Consider the following 19,899-nt stretch of genomic DNA (forward strand, 5'->3'; position numbering starts at 1 on the left):
TTAAAATATTTACTATAAAATTCGATATTAAAGAATCTATAAGTTATGATATTTATCACATTTTCAGCATTTTATGATATTTATATATTTTTATTTTATTTAGTTAAAAACCCGTAAAGAAATGAATCTTTACGGGTTTTAAATAAATGAAACTGTATCTTTTATTGAAGATATCTCATTTTAAATTTTATTTAAGTACAAAGTTTAACCTTGCAAATAAGAAACGTCCTCCAACACCAAATTGTTGAGCTCTTCTAGACCAGTCAAAACGACCAGAACTTCTGTTATTAAATTCATCGGCAGCTCTATCTGGATAGATATCAAATAAATTATTTGCACCTACAGTTATTGTAGTGCTTTCAGACATTTTGTAACCAAACGATAAATCCGTAACTAATTTCGATCCAAAAACTTGTTGGTTAGCTACCGTTGTAGTTGCTTCGGTAACTTCTCCAAACCAAACATTTCTTAAGAAAACATTAAATTTATCAGTTGTTAAGCTATTTGATAAATTAATTTTAGTACTTGGTACTGCTTCTTCTAAATAAACTCTACTGTCTTCAGGAAAATAGGTACCTACTAAGCCTGCATTTTCTAACACTTGAGAAGCATTAATACCACCTACTTGTACAGTTTTAGAAAATGTACCCGATAAATCAGATTTTAATTTTGCATTATCACCTAACAAAGCATCATGAGTTAAAACAATATCAATTCCTTTAGATTCAGTGTCAATTGCATTTGCAAAGAATGAAGCTGCAGAAGCATTTGCTTGAGCTAATAAATTATCTAATTCGGTTCCTGTGCCTGGACCTTTAAATTGACCAGTATAAACCACTCTATCATCAATTGATACAAAATAACCATCAACTGTTAAAGTTAAATGAGCTTCTGGCATTTTAGTTGTAAAACCAATACTCACACTCCTAGAAGTTTCTTCCTTCAATTGAGGAATACCTAATAATTGTGCCGCTCTACTATCATTAGCAAATGTACCTACTTCTTGAGGGTTTCCGTTTTGATCAAATATTGTTGATGTTGAGTTAAAGTTTAACTGATGTAAAGATGGAGCTCTAAAACCAGTATTAAATGCAGCTCTTAAATTTGTGTTTTCCCCAGCTTTAATTCTAGAAGCTATTTTAAAGTTTAAAGTAGAACCAAAATCAGAATAATCTTCATATCTAGTAGCAAGACTTAGTAAAAAGTTTTCAGAAATATCAGCTTCCATATCTAAATAACCAGCAACACTACTTCTACCTCTTGATAATTCATTAGTAGGACTAAATCCAGGAAATACTTGAGAACCACCTGGTCTAGAATTTCCGAAGAAATCTTGTGCGGGAATTTGAGATGATAAAGTAATTGCTTGTCCATTTGCAGTATATTGAGCATATGAAGCTTGTTCACCTGCAACGATTTCATAGTTTTCTACACGGTATTCAGCACCAAATGCAACGTTTAAACCTTCCATAGTATCATCATAAAATTTACTAACATCTAAATTAGTCGTGTTTTGGGCAAATGAAAATCCACCAGCATCAAATGTAGTTGGTGATGCATTTTGCATAGAAGCATTAAAAGTATTACCAATAGTATATAAAAACTCATTTTTCCCATAAGTATTACTAAAGTCTACATCCCAATCATTTATTTTACCTTTTATACCTACAGCAAAAGATTTATCTTTAATTGCAGAATTAATTTCAGGTAAAAATCCATTCATGTATGCAGGAGTGTATGTTCTACTTTGGTTAGGTAATCTGTAAAACCCAGCAGAGTTCCCAACTCTTGAACTAATACCTGCAAAAGAATAGAATTCAGTACCGTCATCATTTAATGGTAAAGATAAGTTAGCAAAGAAACGACCACCGCGTAAAGCAGATTGACCAACTCTCATATTAAAATCACTTCTTTCTAAACCACGAGCAGCTAATTCAGCACTTGTGTTATCACCAGATAAAATACTTTGCAATTCAGATTTAGTAGCTGAAGAGCTTAAACCTAAACCAGCAGCATTACCATATTGAATTACATCAGATACATCATCATCTAATAAATCTGATAAATCATATCCAGCATTATTTGCAAATCTTTCAACTGTATTGTAAAGATTAAAAATACCACCTTCCCATTCTTTCATTCTGTTATAATCTTCTCTAACATCAAAATCTCCAGTGAAGTTTATAAAGCCACCTTTATCACCTAATTGTAAACCGTAATTAGCACTTACGTTTGTAGTTTCTCCATCAACACCTCCTGTTTGAGAGTTTGCGTTTTTCGAGAAGTTTGCTCCAGAAGTAACATTTAATATTAATTCATCAGTACTTCTTTTTAATACAATGTTTATTACACCAGCAATTGCGTCAGAACCATATTGTGCAGCTGCACCATCACGTAAAACTTCAATACGTTCAATAGAAGCTGCAGGAATTGCATTTAAATCTGTACCAACGCTACCGCGTCCAAATGTTCCATTTACATTTACAAGTGAAGAGTTGTGTCTTCTTTTTCCATTAATCAATACTAAAACTTGATCTGGACCTAAACCTCTTAATGAAGCAGGGTCAATGTGGTCTGTACCATCAGAAATAGTTTGTGTATTAGATGTAAATGAAGGTGCTACATAATTTAAAATTTGATTTAAATTAACTTGTGGACCAGCTGTTATTAGTTCAGTAACATCAATAATATCAACAGGTACCGCAGTATCTACGGCTGTTCTGTTTGGATTTCTTGATCCAATAACAACAACTTCATTTAAAGAAACTCCAGAAACTAAAATAACATTAAATGTTTGTGTTCCATCCATTTGTAATTTCTTATCATTAAATCCAACATATGAAAAGATAAGATTTTCACTTGATTCAACTTTAATAGTATAATTACCATCAAAATCTGTTGTAGTTCCTCTTGATGTTCCTTCGATAGTAACCGAAACACCTGGTAATGGTTGACTGTCTGAATCGACAACTGTTCCCGAAACTTGATACGATTGTGCGTAAATTGCCATCGTAAATAGCGATAAAATCGCTAATAAAAATTGTTTTTTTGAGTTCATGTTTTTTAATTTATATTAGTTAAAGCGCTCAATATATAACAAAACTTTAACATTTTAACAATAATATTGTATCATTTATTACATGTACTGTATTACGTTTAAGAATCAGTAATAGTATAAATGACTATTTAGTCTTAAATTATTTACTGAAATTAGTAGTGTATTTTTGTTATTTTTGTAAGTAAATGGATATGAATCCCACTAAGAATTTAAATTATTGATATATGAATAAGTTATTTAGTAAGAAAGTACTTTCAAATCTATTATTTTTAATTGCAATTGGTTTATTATTATATCCACCAACAAGAGAGTGGGGTATGCGCCAAATTGCTTTTGCACCTTCAGTAGAAAATACAGAGAATGCGGAAACGTTAAACTCTTATAATTGGGATTTAAAAGGTTTAAATGTAGAGAGTGTGAATTTTAAGGAGTTTGAAAATAAAGTAATTTTTATTAATTTTTGGGCAACTTGGTGTCCTCCTTGTAGAGCTGAAATGCCAATGATTCAAAAATTATACAATGATTATAAAGATAAGGTAGCTTTTGTATTTGTTACCAATGAAGATTGGAATACTGTACAACCTTATTTTGATAAGAATGAGTATGATTTACCAGTTTATAACTCATTAAGTTCTCCTCCAAAAAACTTTACTGAAACAAATAGTATTCCTGCAAGTTATTTAATTGATAAAAATGGAACTATTTTAATTTCTAAAGTTGGTGCAGCTGATTGGAACAGTAATAAAGTACGTAAACTTTTAGATGATTTAATTTCAAAATAAAAGCTGTAGCATTTACTTTTTGAGTCTGCAAATTAATATTTTTCTAAATAGTACTTCTTTTTGAATTGTTTCTTCAATTAAGTTTGAATTTACTATCATTTATAATTTCTTTAAATAACCCATTTTTATTGTAAGGAATCATTTAATTTTCGACATTACATAAAAATATAACACTATGAGTAAAATTTGGTTTTTAGAGAATGTAAACCTATTTAAGATTTTATGTCCTCATAAATTTTTGGCATATAAGGACTGTCATAATTTTAATCTTTATACAAAAAGTGATTACATTTATTTTGAAGAAGATGCTTCAACAAAGGTTTATTTAATTGAAAAAGGAAAAGTAAAATTAGGCTACTATACTGAAGATGGAAGTGAAATAGTTAAAGCAATTTTATGCAAGGGTGAACTTTTTGGAGAAAAAGCAATATTTGGTGAAGAAAAAAGAAACGAATTTGCACAGTCTATAGATAATAATACTTCAATTTGTCCAATTGGAGTTAATACACTTCACGAATTAATGCGTGACAATCATACTTTTACTTTAAAAATATATAAATTCATTAGTTTTAGAATTCAAAAATTAGAAAGAAGAATACAATTATTGTTATTCAAAGATGCCAAAACACGTTTGTTAGATTTTTTAGATGAATTATGCGATGAGTATGGGGTTGGTTGTGACGAAACAGGAGGAATGAAAATTGAGCATCCATATACTCAAAAAGATATTTCAAATTTAATAGGAACTTCTAGACCTACATTAAATTTACTTTTAAATGAGTTAAAAGAAGAGGGAGTGATTGATTTTAATAGAAAAGAAATATTTTTATTGCATAAATCTGCTTAATGTTAGCTACCTAACATTTTACGTTTATTCTTCAGAATACCTTTGTCATATAGAAACCTAAAAAATATATTATGACAAGAATTTTTAAATTATTAGTATTAGTAGTTGTCGCATTAACTGTAACATTTTGTTCAGATGACGATAACCCAACAACAAAAGACTTAGCTTTAAATATCTCAGGATTAGAAAACCTTGGAGCAGATTTTGTTTATGAAGGATGGATTATTGTTAATAGTAGTCCTATATCAACAGGTAGATTTTCAGTAAATGATAGTGGAATACTATCAGAATCAAGTTTTACATTAGATATTGCAGAACTTGCAGCAGCAACAACATTTGTTTTAACTATTGAACCAGTTGTAGGTGATATTCCTTCACCAAGTGCTGTTCATATTTTAGCAGGTGATTTTAGTGGTAATACTGGACAATTAACTATTGGACATGGAGCAGCATTGGGAAATAATTTTTCAACCTCAAGTGGATCTTATATTTTGGCAACACCAACCGATGGAGCAATGAATAATGAAAATAGTGGAATTTGGTTTCTAGATCTATCATCTGGTTCACCGTCGGTTGGTTTATCATTACCAACTTTACCAGAAGGCTGGAAATATGAAGGTTGGGCTGTTTCAGGTAGTCCATTAACATCAGGAAAATTCACTTCTGTAACTGGTGTAGATGATTTTGATGGGTTTAGTAGCACTATGTCTGGACCTCCATTTCCAGGTGAAGATTACTTAGTAAATGCACCAACAGGATTTACGTTTCCATTGGATTTAGCAGGTGGTAAAGCTGTTATTTCAATAGAACCAGATCCAGATAATAGTCCAGCGCCATTTTTATTAAAACCTTTAGTTGGTGATATTCCAGCAAATGCAGGTGATCATATTACATATAACCTTGGTCAAAACTTAAGTTTTCCAACAGGTACTGTTAGTAGATAAATTTATTAAATATATAAAACACAAAAGAAGCATTGTTAAAGTTGACAATGCTTCTTTTGTGTTTTATATGGTAATGATTTAGGATATAAAAGAACTATTTCCACAAATTTTTTTTTGACTAAATCGTTTCCTTAAGTTGTATTTCTATTATGTTTTGGAATTGCTATTGGATCATTATTATATCCTTTAGCAATTGAATGGGGTGAATCCAAATTGCTTTTGAATCTTGGAGGAAATCAAAGAAGGCGATTAAACATTAACATCTTACAATTTGAATTTATAAGGTTTAAATAAAAAAATTCAAAATGTTTACATTTTTAGTGGTTGCTTAGAATCCGTATCTTCTAAATTTACTCCATTGTAATCTTTTTGTGTTTACAAAGTTTACAAATAATACTCTTTTTTTGTTTTCTTGCGGTATATTTATATTTAAAGTTGTCATAATAAATAGTTTTACTTGTTAATTTCTATTTAAATGACGCTTGAATAATTATTTTGTTACGCTATTGTGTATTGCAAGGTACTGTATTAACATATTTTTAACTATTGTGCTAGAGATAAATGAGTTAGTGTTAAAAAATAGTTAACGAGTGCTTAGTATTTAGCTAATATGTCGTTTAAAGCTTCAATAATTATAGTACAACCTTTAAAAATCTCATCTTCAGAAATTGTAAGTGGAGGCGTGATACGAATAGCTTTCCCTTCAAATAATAACCAAAATAATAACAAGCCTTTATCAATACAATTTAATATAACTTTTGAAGCTATTTCATCTGTTTCAACAATTGCAGCTAGCATTAATCCTTTTCCTTTAATTTCAGTAATTAAAGGATGAACTAATAATTTTCTTATGAGTATTTCTTTTTGAAGTGTTTCTTCTATTAAGTTTGAATTTAATAATTCTAATAAAGTTGCGTTTGCCGCAGCTGCAATTACGGGATGCCCACCAAAAGTTGTTATATGGCCTAATTTTGGTAGTTGTTTTAAACAGCTCATTATTTCATGCGAAGAAATAAAAGCACCTATTGGCATTCCGCCACCTAAGCCTTTTCCAGCAACAATAATATGTGGGATCACATGATAGTTTTCAAAACCGAATAGTTTTCCAGTTCTTCCAATTCCAGATTGAATTTCATCTAAAATAAGTAAAGCTCCAACTTCATCGCATTTATCTTTTACCTTTTTTAAATAGTTATTTGTTGGCTCAATAAATCCTGCACCTCCTTGAATGGTTTCTAAAATTACAGCAGCAGTAGAATTAGTAATTTTATCAATATCAGCAATCTTGTTAAATGTTATAAATTTTACGCCAGGAATTAGTGGTCTAAACGCGCTATTTTGTTGTTCAGCACCACAAACACTCATAGCACCTTGTGTATTGCCATGATATCCATTTTTGGCGGCTATAATCTCGCTTCTACCAGTAAAACGTTTGGCTAATTTTATAGCTCCTTCAGTTGCTTCTGTACCTGAATTTGTTAGATAAACAGTTTCTAAAGTTTTTGGTAAATTTTCAGCAAGTAATTTAGTTAAATCAATTTGAGGTTGTTGTATAAATTCTCCATACACCATTACATGTGTATACTTATCAACTTGATCTTTAATTGCTTGTGAAATTTTTGGGTGATTATGCCCTAATGTATTTGCTGAAACACCTGCAATAAAATCCAAATATTCTTTTCCATGTACATCATAAACATAGTTCCCTTTTGCATGAGAAATTTCTAATGCTAACGGATGCGGAGAAGTTTGAGCCTGATATTTAAAGAAATCTTTTTTCAATTTTTTTAGATTTTACTTTTTACTTTTCCTTTAGTATTTAACTTTTTTTCTCCTTTTATTTTATTAGGTGTATCTTCTCTATTAAAAATGTCATCTTTAGTGAGAGGCCTCTCATTTTCTCTCCAAATAAAATCTTTAAATAACTTTTTTTCTGGTGGTAATTTTTCAAAGTCAGAAGGAGGGTAGGTCTTCCCTTTAATGGAAGTATTATAGTCTATAAAACTAAATTCATTATTTTCTAATTCTATATAAATATTTTTACTACTTTCTTTCTTGTCAATACCTATAAGCATCTGGAATTCGTTTCTTAAAAATATGATAGATTCACTATTACCAATAGTGATTAATGATTTTAGGCTATTATTTTCAAACTTGCCGTACATGTTTTTTCCTTTCAATTGTGTATAACCAGCGGAGTCTTTCTTAATGATAAAGCCGTTGTTTAAAATTTTTAAAGAGTCTAATTGTTCAGTTTTAACATTTGAAATTAAATGAATAGTATCTCCTGTTATTTGATTTCCTTCTGCCCATAAAACCGGATTTGTAAAAAGTTTTGTTAATCCAGTTTTTTCATTACTTACTAACGAATCACATTTACCTTGTAAATCGGTTTTAAATATTTTTACATGGTTGAAAGCTTTCAAAATACGTTCTTCAACTTTTCCTGTGAGCATTAAGGTATCTCCATGAATATATATTGAATCTTTTTCCATTTCTGATATTGCAACAGCTTTATCAATAATAAATACAGAATCTTTTAGTTTAAAGTACTCTGCATAACCACCTTTAATTACAGAATTATTTACAGTGTCTATTACTTTAATATTTCCTGTTGCAGAAGCAAAATCTCTATTTTTATTATAATATAAACTATCACCTTGTATTGTTCGGTCGCTATAAAATATTTTAGAATTTTTTATAAAATGAGAAATATTTGTTTTTGAATTATGACGTCCTTTTTCGGTATAAATTTTATTATTATCATTTGTAATTGTTGATGGACCAAACAAATCTGCAATTCCAGTTTTGGTGTAATAATCTAAATGGTTTGAAACTAATTTACTATCCTTATTAACTACGTCTACGTTTGTAAATGCTTGAAATTTATTGGTTTGTAAATAATAATTACCAATTTTACTTGTCAATAGGTTTGTTGTATCTTTTATAGTTCCTCCACTTTTGTAATATAAATGTTGGTTAGCTCTATCGAACTTTAATGTGTCGGTTCTCAACTCCATCAATTCATCTTTTAAGAGTACTTTTCCCCAAGATGTTGCTATTTTAGTATTCCCATCATAATCAGTGTATTTGCTATATTGAAAAATGGTATCTCCTTGGTTTATAACAACATTACCCATTGCTTTCATCAAGTTAGATTCTTGATAAATATAAGCTTTGTCACAGCGTAAAGTAGCGCCTTCATGTTCAATAAAGACATTTCCCATAGAAATTGTAGCTCCCGGAAATTCAGGTTTTACAAAAGTATTATCGGCATGTATAATTTTAATTCTTTTAGTTTGAGAATTTCCAACAATGCTAAATAGTACAAAAACAATAAAAAGTATATTTTTCAAATCTATTTTATTTTTTAGGATATGATAAAAATTATATTTGTTACAAAACTAATGAAAAAGGAGTAAGTATATTCTTAAATTTTATTTAAATTAGTAGGAGGCTCACGAAGTGATTTTAGGCAAAAAAATGAAAGGCTAATCTATTAAAATATAGAAGCTTCTGTTTCAGTTGTAAACAATTCAAGAAACTGTATTCCTTTATTTGAGTTTCCTTTTTTATTCAATCTAGGACTCCAAACGGCAATACTATATTTATTAGGGTAAATAGCAACAATCCCTCCTCCAACACCACTTTTTCCTGGTAAACCTACTTTAAATGAAAATTCTCCTGCTTCATCATAAAAACCACATAATTGCATAATTGCATTTATACGTTTTGTTTTACTTTTACTTAAAATACGTTCTTCAGCGAAAGGTGAAATTCCGTATGTTGCAAATAAAAGAAATGTTTGTGAAAGTTCTTTGCAAGTCATTTCTATTGAACATAAATTGAAGTAAAAATCCATCACAATATCAATATCATTATTAATATTCCCGAAAGATTTCATTAAATTAATTAAAGCCTTATTTCTATATCCTGTGATTTTTTCTGAATCTGCAATTCTAGAACAATAATCTATCGTTGAAATGCCTGATACTTTTCTTACAAATTCAATAAATTCTTTTTTAGGATTTTTAAGATGACTCACCAAAATATCTGCAATTACCAATGCTCCAGCATTTATAAGTGGATTACGAGGTATTCCTTGGTCTGTTTCCAATTGAATAAGTGAATTAAATGGTGTTCCTGAAGGTTCTACACCAACGCGATTCCATAATTTTTCACCTTCTAGATTGTAGGCCATTGCTAATGATAAGACTTTGGAAATACTTTGAATAGAAAATTTTTCGTTTGCATCTCCAAAATTAAAATGTTTACCATTTAATGTTGTTAAATGAATACCAAACTTATTTGGATTAACAGTGGTTAATTCGGGAATGTAATTAGCAACATTTCCAATATCTTTAAAAGTTGCTAACTCATTAGTTATTTTAGTAAATATTTTTTTATAATTCATTGAATCGAAAAAGAATATTAAAATTTTCGTGTTTTCAGTTCAAAATCTTTACCTAAATAAACGCGCCTAACGGTTTCATCTTCAGCAAGTTCCCTTGGGGTTCCTTCTTTTAAAATTCCTCCTTCAAACATTAAATATGTTTTGTCGGTAATTGCTAACGTTTCTTGAACATTATGATCGGTAATTAAAATACCAATATTTCTATCTTTTAAGTGTGCAACAATATTTTGAATATCTTCAACTGCAATTGGATCAACACCGGCAAAAGGTTCATCTAATAAAATAAATTTCGGATCTGATGCTAAAGCACGGGCAATTTCTGTTCGTCTACGTTCACCACCAGACAATAGGTCACCGCGGTTTTTGCGTACATGACCTAAACCAAATTCTTCAATTAAAGATTCTAATTTTTTCTTTTGATCAAAAGTTGAAAGATCAGTAAATTGTAATACGGCTAAAATATTATCTTCAACAGATAATTTTCTAAAAACAGAAGCTTCTTGAGCTAAATAACCAACACCTAGTTGTGCTCGTTTGTGCATTGGAAATTTAGTAATAGGCTGATTGTCTAGATAAATTTCACCATCATTAGGTTTAATCATCCCAACAATCATATAAAAAGAAGTTGTTTTTCCTGCTCCATTAGGGCCTAAAAGTCCAACAATTTGACCTTGTTCTACTTCTAATGAAATTCCATTTACAACGTATTTATTTCCGTATTTTTTCTTAATATTTTCAGCTCTTAAAATCACTTTTTTGTTGTTTATTATTGAGTTGTGTAATTATTTAATCTTCAATTTTCCCTAATTCAAGTTCTTCCCAAAACTCATAGGCTCTTCGTAAATGTGGTATAACAATAGTTCCACCAACAAGTGTTGCTATAGATAAAGTTTCCATAACTTCTTCTTTTGTAACCCCTTCTTTAAAGGCTGTTTCTAAATGATATTTTATACAATCATCGCATCGTAATACTGCTGAAGCTACTAAGCCTAATAACTCTTTAGTCTTAACATCTAAATGACCTTTTTTGAAGGCATTCGTATCTATATTAAAGATTCTTTTAATAACTTTATTATCTTCAGCCAATATTTTATCGTTCATTTTTATACGATAGGCATTAAATTCTTCAACTTGATTAGGCATTTTGCTGTTCTTTTTTAAGTTCTCGTTTAACAACTATTTTAGATATAATAATACTTACTTCGTATAAAATCATAATTGGAATACCTACAATTATTTGGCTAATAATATCAGGTGGGGTAATAATTGCAGCTAAAATTAATACTACAACTAATGCGTGTTTTCTATATTTCTTTAAAAAATCAGGTGTTATAAGTCCCATTTTTGTTAAGAAATACATGATTATAGGAAGTTCAAATATTAAACCTGATGCCAATGATGATGAACGCACTAAAGATATGTAAGATCCAATGGTTATGTTACGTGAAACAATATCACTAACTGAATAATTTCCTAAAAAGTTTACAGAAAGTGGAGTTACTAAATAATACCCAAATAAAACCCCAATAAAAAATAAAAATGAAGAGATCACTATAAAAGCAAAAGCTCCTCTACGCTCTTTTTCATATAAACCTGGGCTAATGAATTTCCAAAATTCCCAAACCACAAAAGGAAAAGCTACTATAAACCCAACTGTTATTGATGTCCAAATATGTACGCTAAATTGTTCAGCCATTGCTAAACTTTGAAACGTAAACGGTATATCTGTGATACATAATCCATCAGTTCCAAAGGTTTTAGATACTTTACAAAAAAACCGATATGTAATAAAATTAGCGTCTTTTGGAGCAAAAAGGATGGTGTTAAAAACAAAATCTTTCATAACAAAAGCACCTATTGCAAAAGCAAATATTGCAATAGTAGAACGTACTAAATGCCATCTCAGTATTTCTACATGATCTAAAAACGACATATCTTTTTCTTGTTTTATTTTTCTAGCCATTTTAAAATATTCCTTCTTTTAATAAATCATGTAAGTGCACAACGCCAACATATTTTGTGTTGTTCTCAACTAATATCTGTGTAATATTATTGTTTTCCATAGTTTCTAATGCAGTAATGGCCATTTCATCAACTTGAATTGTTTTAGGATTTTTACTCATTATATCTTTTGCCATTAAATGGCTAATATCTGAATTATCTTTTAACATTCTTCTTAAATCTCCATCAGTAATAATACCAACAATTTTATCATTTTCAATTACTGCTGTTGTTCCTAATCGTTTTTTTGATATTTCAATAATTACATCTTTAATTAAGGTAGTAATTGATACTTGTGGTACTTCATTGTTTTCAATTAAATCGCTGACTCTCAAATATAATTTTTTTCCCAAAGCACCGCCTGGATGGTATCTTGCAAAATCTTTACTAGAAAAATCATTTAATTCCAATAAACAAACAGCTATTGCATCACCCATAACTAATTGTGCCGTAGTACTTGATGTAGGCGCTAAATTATTTGGACAAGCTTCTTTCTCAACATAAGAACTTAAAGTAAAATCGGCATTTGTTCCTAAAAACGACTCAGTATTACCAGTAATTGCAATAATTTTATTGCCATAATTTTTTATGAGCGGTAACAAAACTTTTATTTCAGGAGTATTACCACTTTTAGAAATACAAATAACAACATCATTTTTTTGAATGATTCCTAAATCACCATGAATTGCATCTGCCGCATGCATAAATATAGATGGTGTTCCTGTAGAATTAAGTGTAGCTACAATTTTAGTTGCAATATTCGCACTTTTCCCAATACCAGTAACAATTACTCTACCTTTAGAATTGAAAATGAAATTTATAGCATTTTCAAAGTCATCATCTAAAAAATTTACTAAATTAGCAATAGCAATACTTTCAGCTATAATTGTTTGCTTAGCATTTTTTAATATTAAATTGTTATTTTTCAAAAGAATCTTTTTTGAATTAAAAAAATGTTTTATATTTATTAGCTAACAAAAATAAATTTATTTAATTAGAAATTGATTAAACTACTTAAAAATAAATATAATTTGTTAAGTTTATTAAATAATTAAAAATGAAATTATAATATTAGTTGAAAATTTAACCTTGTTTAGATAATTTAAAAAGTATAATGAGTAATAAAGAAATTGATTTACATGAGGCTTTGAAAAAGAATTTTGGATTTAATAAATTCAAAGGATTACAAGAGGAAGTTATAAAAAGTTTAATGAAAGGCAATGATACTTTTGTTGTTATGCCAACAGGTGGAGGTAAATCGCTATGTTACCAACTACCAGCTTTAATTAAAGAAGGAACTGCAATTGTAGTTTCTCCATTAATTGCTTTAATGAAAAACCAAGTAGATGCTATAAGGGGAATATCTTCAGAACATGGAATAGCACATGTGCTTAATTCTTCATTAAATAAAACAGAGGTCGCTCAAGTTAAAAATGATATTGAAAGTGGAATCACTAAATTATTATATGTGGCTCCTGAATCTCTAATAAAAGAAGAATATATTGAATTTTTGCAAAGACAAACTATTTCATTTGTAGCTATTGATGAAGCACATTGTATTTCAGAATGGGGACATGATTTTAGACCAGAATACAGAAATCTTCGTGTTATTATAGAAAAAATTGACAAAGTGCCAATTATTGGTTTAACTGCAACTGCAACAGAAAAAGTGGAAGAAGATATTCTTAAAACACTTGGTATGTCACATGCAACTACTTTTAAGGCTTCTTTTAATCGCCCTAATTTATTTTATGAAGTTCGTCCTAAAACAAAAAACATAAATTCTGATATTATTCGATTTATTCGTCAACATACAGGTAAATCGGGTATTATTTATTGTTTGAGCAGAAAAAAAGTAGAAGAAATTGCACAAGTACTTCAAGTAAATGGAGTAAAAGCAGTTCCATATCATGCAGGATTGGATAGTAAAACAAGATCTAAACATCAAGATATGTTCTTAATGGAAGATATTGATGTGGTTGTAGCAACCATTGCTTTTGGAATGGGAATTGATAAACCTGATGTTCGTTTCGTTATACATCATGATATTCCTAAAAGTTTAGAAAGTTACTATCAAGAAACAGGAAGAGCAGGACGAGATGGAGGTGAAGGATATTGTTTAGCATACTATGCTTATAAAGATATTGAAAAACTTGAAAAGTTTTTATCGGGAAAACCAATTGCAGAACAAGAAATCGGAAATGCGCTTTTACAAGAAGTAGTTGGCTATGCAGAAACCTCTATGTCTAGAAGACAATATTTATTACATTATTTTGGTGAAGAATTTGATGTTGTAACTGGTTTAGGTGCTGATATGGATGATAATATGAAAAATCCAAAGAAAAAGCACGAAGCAAAAGATGAATTGAAAATTTTGTTAGAAGTTGTTAAAAAAACAAATCAAAAATACAAAGCAAAAGAACTTGTAAATACTCTTATTGGTAAATTAAATGCTTTATTAAAATCTCATAAAACAGATGATCAGACATTTTTTGGTTGCGGTAAAAGTCAAACAGATAAATATTGGATGGCTTTAATTAGACAAGCATTAGTTGCTGGATTTATTAGAAAAGAAATTGAGCAATATGGTGTAATTAAAATTACTGCTAAAGGAATAGATTATATTGAAAAACCGACCTCTTTTATGATGACAGAAGATCATATTTATGAGGAAGGAGATGACTCAACCATTATTTCAAATGCAAGTAATAGTGGAGGCTCTGCAGATTTAGTTCTAATTAAATTATTGAAAGAGTTACAAAAATCTGTAGCGAAAAAAAATGGAGTTCCTCCGTATGCAGTTTTTCAAGAAACTTCATTAGAAGATATGGCGTTAAAGTATCCAATAACAATGGAAGAATTAACCAATATATTTGGAGTTGGAGAAGGAAAAGCTAAAAAATTTGGACAACCTTTTGTTGAATTAATAGCTAAATATGTTGAAGAAAATGATATTTTTAGACCTGATGATTTTATTGTGAAAAGTACGGGTGTAAATTCAAGTTTAAAATTATATATCATTCAAAATACAGATCGAAAAATACCACTTCAAGATATTGCAAAATCTAAAGGCTTAAAGTTTGATGAACTTATTGAAGAAATGCAGCGTATTGTTTATAGTGGTACAAAAATAAATATAGATTATTGTATTAATGAACTTTTAGACGAAGATCAACAAGAAGAAATTTTTGATTATTTTATGGAATCTGAAAGTGATAGAATACAAGATGCCATGGATGAATTTGATGGTGAATATGAATATGAAGAATTACGTTTAATGCGTATTAAATTTATTAGTCAAGTAGCAAATTAAGCTAAGAAAGCAACAAACATTCCAACAAGTATAGCAACAAACTTCAAAAGATTAAACTTATGATCTTTTGAAGTTTCAAATAGTATGATGGTTGAAATATGTAAAAATATTCCAATAATAATGGCTGTAATTTCTGTTTTATAAATAGTTAAAAATTGAACATTTTCACCAGCTAAACTTCCCAATGGTGACATTATAGAAAATAACACTAAGAAAAGTATCGCTTTTATTTTAGGAATATTTGAACTTACAAAAAAAGTACCTAGAATAATGGCAATTGGAATTTTATGTATCACTATTGCCCATAATAAGTATTCATGATGGTGATTATGGGCCAATGGAATACCTTCCATAAATGCATGAATATTTATGCTTATAAATAATGCCCAAGGAAACAGCATATTTTGTTGTATATGAATGTGACCATGTTCAGCTCCTTTTGAGAAAAAATCTAATACTAATTGAAATAATAAACCTAAAAGAATAAACAATCCTATATTTGAAACTTCACTTGAATATACTTCTGGGAATAAATGCAAAATTGTTATAGATAGTAGGTAAGCACCACTAAATGCTAATAATAATTGAGCTGTTTTATTGCTTGGTTTTAACCCGAAAACGATTAAAACACCTACTAAAACTGATAAAATAAGAGCAATATATGTCATTCTAAAACTAAAATTAATCGATCAGATGTTTCTTCATTAAAATCCTCTAATTGGTAATTACCAAAAGTATGCTTTATTTTAAAATCAACAGAATTCAAGTATGTTTTTATTTTTGGTAAATCTAAGCATTTAACTTTTTCAAAATAAGTATGATGCGTACCATCTGCATCAAAATTTATTTCTTTTACTATAAATCCGTTTTGTAGATATCTATTAATTTTAAATGAAATTCCTTCAATAATTTGAGTTTCTTCAGCTACTAAATTATCTATTACTTTTTTTACATTCATAAAATCTATAATAGCAATTCCATTAGGTTTTAAACCGTTTTTTATATTTTTAAGTACGGTAATATCTTCAGCATCATCTTCAAAAAAACCAAAACTTGTAAATAGATTTAAAATAGCATTATATGTTGAATTGAAAGGATTTCTCATATCATGTTCTAAAAATTTCAAACTTTCATTTTCAAATTGTTTTGCCTCTAAAATACTGTTTTTTGATAAATCGGCGCCAACAACAGTAAATCCCAATGAATTTAAATAGATGGAATGCCTACCTTTTCCACAGCCTAAATCTAACAAAATAGTATCTTTTTTTAACTTTAAAAAGTTTACTATATTCTGCATAAATTCTTGAGCTTCAGAATAATCTCTATGGGAATATAAAATGTGATAATAGTTTGAGTCGAACCAGGAAGCAAACCATTCTTTGTTTTTAGTCATAATTTTAAAATGCCCACAAAAATAGCAAATAGTTTTTAGTTTAAAGAGTCATTTTACACTTCAGTTAAAAATGAATGCTTAATACTAAAAGAGCGTAACCGCTTTTTATCAAAAATGTTTCTGTATTTTTGCAAAAATTAGAAATATGAATAGTGATTTTAGAATGGTTGCCACCACAATGTTTGGTTTTGAAGAATTGTTGGCAACTGAACTTAAAAACCTTGGTGCTCAAGATGTTGAACCAGCTGTAAGAAGTGTATCTTTCAGAGGTGATAAAGGTTTTATGTACAAGGCAAATATAGCGTTGCGTACTGCAATTAGAATTTTAAAACCTATTAGACGCTTTAAAGTGGCACATGAAGATGATTTGTATAAAAAATTAATGCAAATTGAGTGGGAAAAATATATGAATGTAGATACTACTTTTTCTATTGGAGCTGTGGTAAATTCAGATAATTTCACAACAAATTCTCATTATATTTCCTTAAAGTCTAAAGATGCTATTGCTGATTATTTTAGAAATAAATACAGTAAAAGACCAAATGTAGATGTACAAAACCCTGACATTAAAATTCACGTACATATTCAAAAAGATTTTTGTTCAGTTTCTTTAGATAGTTCGGGAGATTCTTTACATAAGCGTGGGTATAGATTGTCTACCAATATTGCACCAATAAATGAAGTTTTAGCAGCTGGTTTAGTCCTGCTTTCAGGTTATACTGGAGAATGCAATTTTATTGACCCTATGTGTGGTTCTGGTACTATTTTAATTGAAGCTGCCATGATTGCGAATAACATACCAGCAAATATTAATAGAAAAGAGTTTGGTTTTGAGAAATGGGAAGATTATGATGAGGAATTATATTTTACCATTCAAGAATCTTTATTAAAAAAAATACGTAGTTCTCATTTCAAAATAATGGGATTTGATAAAGCTCCTTCTGCAGTTAAAAAAGCACAAGAAAATATTAAAAATGCCAACTTAGATGAATTTATAGGAGTACATCATGTTAATTTCTTTAATTCAATGAAAGAAGTATTTGGGCAAACCACCTTATTATTTAATCCACCATATGGTGAGCGGTTAAATGTAGATGTTCAGGAATTTTACAAAAAAATTGGAGATACACTTAAACACGGATATCCAGATTCTACAGTTTGGTTTATAACATCAGATTTTGAAGCTTTGAAACATGTAGGTTTACGAACTTCAAGAAAAATTCAAGTGAAAAATGGAGATTTGGACTGTAAATTTGTGAGATATGATATGTATGCAGGAAGTAAAAAAGCTAAAAAGAATATAGAAACTGATGAAGAAGAATAACTTATTTTAAAGTTCATTATTTCTTAAAATAAGAGAAATAAAAAAAGCTTTACATTTCTGTAAAGCTTTTTTTTTATCAATTTAATATATTAACCTCTCCTTTTTCTTGTAGTTTCGGTTCTGCTATTTTTTTTGTTCTCAGATTTTCTGTTTTTTGTTGTTACGGTACTTTTTCTTTCTTTTGCTGTTGTTACAGGTTTCCGAGTATTTACCGTTTTGTTTCTATTTTGAGAAATTGCAGGCCTTTTTGAGTTTATTGCTGGGCTTCTTTTTTCTTGAACTCTAGTAGATCTGTTTTCAGTTACTGTGCGTTTTTGTTGTACAGTTTTTTCTGGTGCTCGCTTTGTAATACTCTTTGTTCTATCTGTAACGCTACGGTTATTTCTATTTGTTCTTGTTGTTGCACTAGTATTTCTTCTAGTTGAACTATTTATAGTGTTATTTCTTGTATCTCTGTTAGTATTACTATAAGACCTATTATTGTTTCTATCTGTTCTCGCTATTTTATCACTTTTCCTCTTAGGTACATTTTGAGTTGCTAATCTACTTCTAGTATTATGATTTTTTCGTTGATTGTTTTTATAATACTTGTTTTTCGAATGATCTCTATAATACTTGTATCTATTAGGCTTGTAGTGATTTCTATATGCTATATGACTAACAATTCTAAAATCAAATAAAGGTCTAGCAAAATAATTATGGTATGGGTGATATACATAATTGTGGTTATGTCTGTTTATATATCCAGTATAATGAGAATAATGCCCATAGCCATTATAATGCACATACATTCCACCTAAATTAGCTAATCTTCCATTTCTATAATTAATATTTATGTTCCCAATTCTGTCAACTCTTCCATAATAATCATAATAAATAGGAATGTCTTCTACTTGAATAATAGCTCCATAGTTATCATATTGTACATAGGCATCATAATTATGACCAGAATTAAAACTAATGTTTACATTGTTACTTCTATAACCAATATGCACATCATTTCTTGGGTTAATGTAAAAATCAAATTCTCCATTTTGAAAAATAGCAAACGTTACACCACTTTCAACAAAAGTGAATGAATCTCCATAATTGTTATAATAACGGTTATAGTCTGAGGTAGTTGTTGTAGCAAATGTTGTTAAGCTAACAAATGCCATTGTTACGAATATTAGTATCTTGTTTTTCATAATTAAGAATTTTAAAGGTTACACTAATTTTTTTTTGTATCATCATACAAACTCATAAATACAAACAGCGTGCCAAAAATTATTTATAATCATAATTAGATATATATCAACTAGTTAAGATAATTTAAATTAAAAGTAAATTTTTATGCTAATAACATTAGCAATTAATTATTTTTGTAACAATCATTTAATTTCATTTTCAATTATTATCTATTAACTATATAAGCGTCATATTACCAATTCCTTTGCAGAAGTTATTTACCTATAAAATAACTAGTGCTGAAGCTACATTCTTAAAAAAAGGAATGCGTGTCGCTGTTGAGTTTGGTAAATCAAAAGTATATACGGCTTTAGTTTACAGTATTCATAATGAAGAACCTATTGGATATGAAGCTAAAGAAATACATCAAATATTAGATGAAACACCTATAGTAAATGAAATTCAATTAAAACATTGGAAATGGATTTCTGAATATTATATGTGCTCTTTGGGCGAAGTTTTTAGGGCGGCTTTACCATCAGCTTTTTTATTAGAAAGTGAAACAGAAATTGAATTAGTTCCTAGTTTTTCAAAAGAAGAAATGCTTTCAGATGACGAATTTTTGATTTTTGAAGCATTGCAACATCAACCTAGAC

The 19,899-nt window shown here is 29.1% G+C and carries 16 protein-coding genes and 1 pseudogene; 6 read left to right on the forward strand and 11 right to left on the reverse strand.

Annotated elements, in window-relative coordinates; all coding sequences use genetic code 11:
• Positions 1-187 precede the first annotated feature (187 nt).
• On the reverse strand, positions 188-3,058 hold the full coding sequence (locus Q0352_RS11770) for a TonB-dependent receptor (protein WP_299527729.1): 2,871 nt from the start codon (positions 3,056-3,058) through the stop codon (positions 188-190).
• A 224-nt stretch (positions 3,059-3,282) separates the two neighbouring features.
• On the opposite strand from Q0352_RS11770, the gene Q0352_RS11775 reads away from it, so the two are divergent.
• From Q0352_RS11775 to Q0352_RS11785, 3 genes are all read left to right on the forward strand, one after another.
• The gene (locus Q0352_RS11775) at positions 3,283-3,840 is read left to right on the forward strand and encodes a TlpA disulfide reductase family protein (protein ID WP_299527731.1); all 558 of its coding nucleotides are present in this window, start codon (positions 3,283-3,285) and stop codon (positions 3,838-3,840) included.
• A gap of 175 nt (positions 3,841-4,015) precedes the next feature.
• Positions 4,016-4,687 carry a Crp/Fnr family transcriptional regulator gene (locus Q0352_RS11780; RefSeq protein ID WP_299527733.1) on the forward strand — a complete coding sequence of 224 codons (672 nt, stop codon included), beginning with the start codon at positions 4,016-4,018 and terminating at the stop codon, positions 4,685-4,687.
• 71 nt (positions 4,688-4,758) lie between these two features.
• Positions 4,759-5,631 carry an anti-sigma factor gene (locus Q0352_RS11785; RefSeq protein ID WP_299527735.1) on the forward strand — a complete coding sequence of 291 codons (873 nt, stop codon included), beginning with the start codon at positions 4,759-4,761 and terminating at the stop codon, positions 5,629-5,631.
• A gap of 594 nt (positions 5,632-6,225) precedes the next feature.
• Here the strand turns inward: Q0352_RS11785 and Q0352_RS11790 are convergent.
• The 7 genes from Q0352_RS11790 to Q0352_RS11820 all read right to left on the reverse strand — a co-directional run bounded on the left by Q0352_RS11790 (position 6,226) and on the right by Q0352_RS11820 (position 12,975).
• Entirely contained in the window at positions 6,226-7,413 is a 1,188-nt protein-coding gene (locus Q0352_RS11790; RefSeq protein ID WP_299527737.1) for an aspartate aminotransferase family protein, read from the reverse strand.
• 5 nt (positions 7,414-7,418) lie between these two features.
• Positions 7,419-8,987, reverse strand: a complete 1,569-nt coding sequence (locus Q0352_RS11795) for an OstA-like protein (RefSeq protein WP_299527739.1) — start codon at positions 8,985-8,987, stop codon at positions 7,419-7,421.
• Between the two features lie 143 nt (positions 8,988-9,130).
• Positions 9,131-10,045 carry a glutaminase gene (locus tag Q0352_RS11800; protein WP_299527741.1) on the reverse strand — a complete coding sequence of 305 codons (915 nt, stop codon included), beginning with the start codon at positions 10,043-10,045 and terminating at the stop codon, positions 9,131-9,133.
• Between the two features lie 17 nt (positions 10,046-10,062).
• The gene (lptB, locus tag Q0352_RS11805; protein ID WP_299527743.1) at positions 10,063-10,797 is read right to left on the reverse strand and encodes an LPS export ABC transporter ATP-binding protein; all 735 of its coding nucleotides are present in this window, start codon (positions 10,795-10,797) and stop codon (positions 10,063-10,065) included.
• Between the two features lie 34 nt (positions 10,798-10,831).
• Positions 10,832-11,188, reverse strand: a complete 357-nt coding sequence (locus Q0352_RS11810) for a carboxymuconolactone decarboxylase family protein (protein ID WP_299527745.1) — start codon at positions 11,186-11,188, stop codon at positions 10,832-10,834.
• Entirely contained in the window at positions 11,181-12,008 is an 828-nt protein-coding gene (gene tatC, locus Q0352_RS11815; protein WP_299527747.1) for a twin-arginine translocase subunit TatC, read from the reverse strand. Before tatC ends, Q0352_RS11810 begins: the two co-directional genes overlap by 8 nt.
• Before the next feature lies 1 nt (position 12,009).
• Positions 12,010-12,975 carry an SIS domain-containing protein gene (locus Q0352_RS11820; RefSeq protein ID WP_299527749.1) on the reverse strand — a complete coding sequence of 322 codons (966 nt, stop codon included), beginning with the start codon at positions 12,973-12,975 and terminating at the stop codon, positions 12,010-12,012.
• A gap of 185 nt (positions 12,976-13,160) precedes the next feature.
• Here Q0352_RS11820 and Q0352_RS11825 point away from each other — a divergent pair, with 185 nt between their 5' ends.
• Complete coding sequence (locus tag Q0352_RS11825; protein WP_299527751.1) at positions 13,161-15,359, forward strand: ATP-dependent DNA helicase RecQ; 2,199 nt, start codon at positions 13,161-13,163, stop codon at positions 15,357-15,359.
• Here the strand turns inward: Q0352_RS11825 and Q0352_RS11830 are convergent.
• Together Q0352_RS11830 and Q0352_RS11835 are read right to left on the reverse strand one after the other, a co-directional pair.
• Positions 15,356-16,027, reverse strand: coding sequence for a ZIP family metal transporter (locus tag Q0352_RS11830; protein WP_299527753.1), 672 nt, complete (start codon positions 16,025-16,027; stop codon positions 15,356-15,358). The two genes, Q0352_RS11825 and Q0352_RS11830, sit on opposite strands and share 4 nt — an antisense overlap.
• Positions 16,024-16,752: a cyclopropane-fatty-acyl-phospholipid synthase family protein gene (locus Q0352_RS11835; RefSeq protein WP_299527755.1), complete on the reverse strand. Its 729-nt coding sequence runs from the start codon at positions 16,750-16,752 to the stop codon at positions 16,024-16,026. The genes Q0352_RS11830 and Q0352_RS11835 overlap by 4 nt, the downstream gene beginning before the upstream one ends.
• A 145-nt stretch (positions 16,753-16,897) precedes the next feature.
• Here Q0352_RS11835 and Q0352_RS11840 point away from each other — a divergent pair, with 145 nt between their 5' ends.
• Positions 16,898-18,076, forward strand: a complete 1,179-nt coding sequence (locus tag Q0352_RS11840) for a class I SAM-dependent RNA methyltransferase (RefSeq protein WP_299527757.1) — start codon at positions 16,898-16,900, stop codon at positions 18,074-18,076.
• A gap of 89 nt (positions 18,077-18,165) precedes the next feature.
• On the opposite strand, the gene Q0352_RS11845 is transcribed toward Q0352_RS11840, so the two are convergent.
• Positions 18,166-19,263 (reverse strand): hypothetical protein, encoded by a 1,098-nt coding sequence (locus Q0352_RS11845; protein WP_299527759.1) that lies wholly within the window; start codon positions 19,261-19,263, stop codon positions 18,166-18,168.
• Positions 19,264-19,508: 245 nt separating this feature from the next.
• Between Q0352_RS11845 and Q0352_RS11850 the strand changes: the two are divergent.
• Positions 19,509-19,899, forward strand: a pseudogene (locus Q0352_RS11850) (primosomal protein N'); the annotation flags it as partial.

Source organism: uncultured Lutibacter sp., from assembly GCF_937891065.1.
Classification (GTDB): domain Bacteria; phylum Bacteroidota; class Bacteroidia; order Flavobacteriales; family Flavobacteriaceae; genus Lutibacter.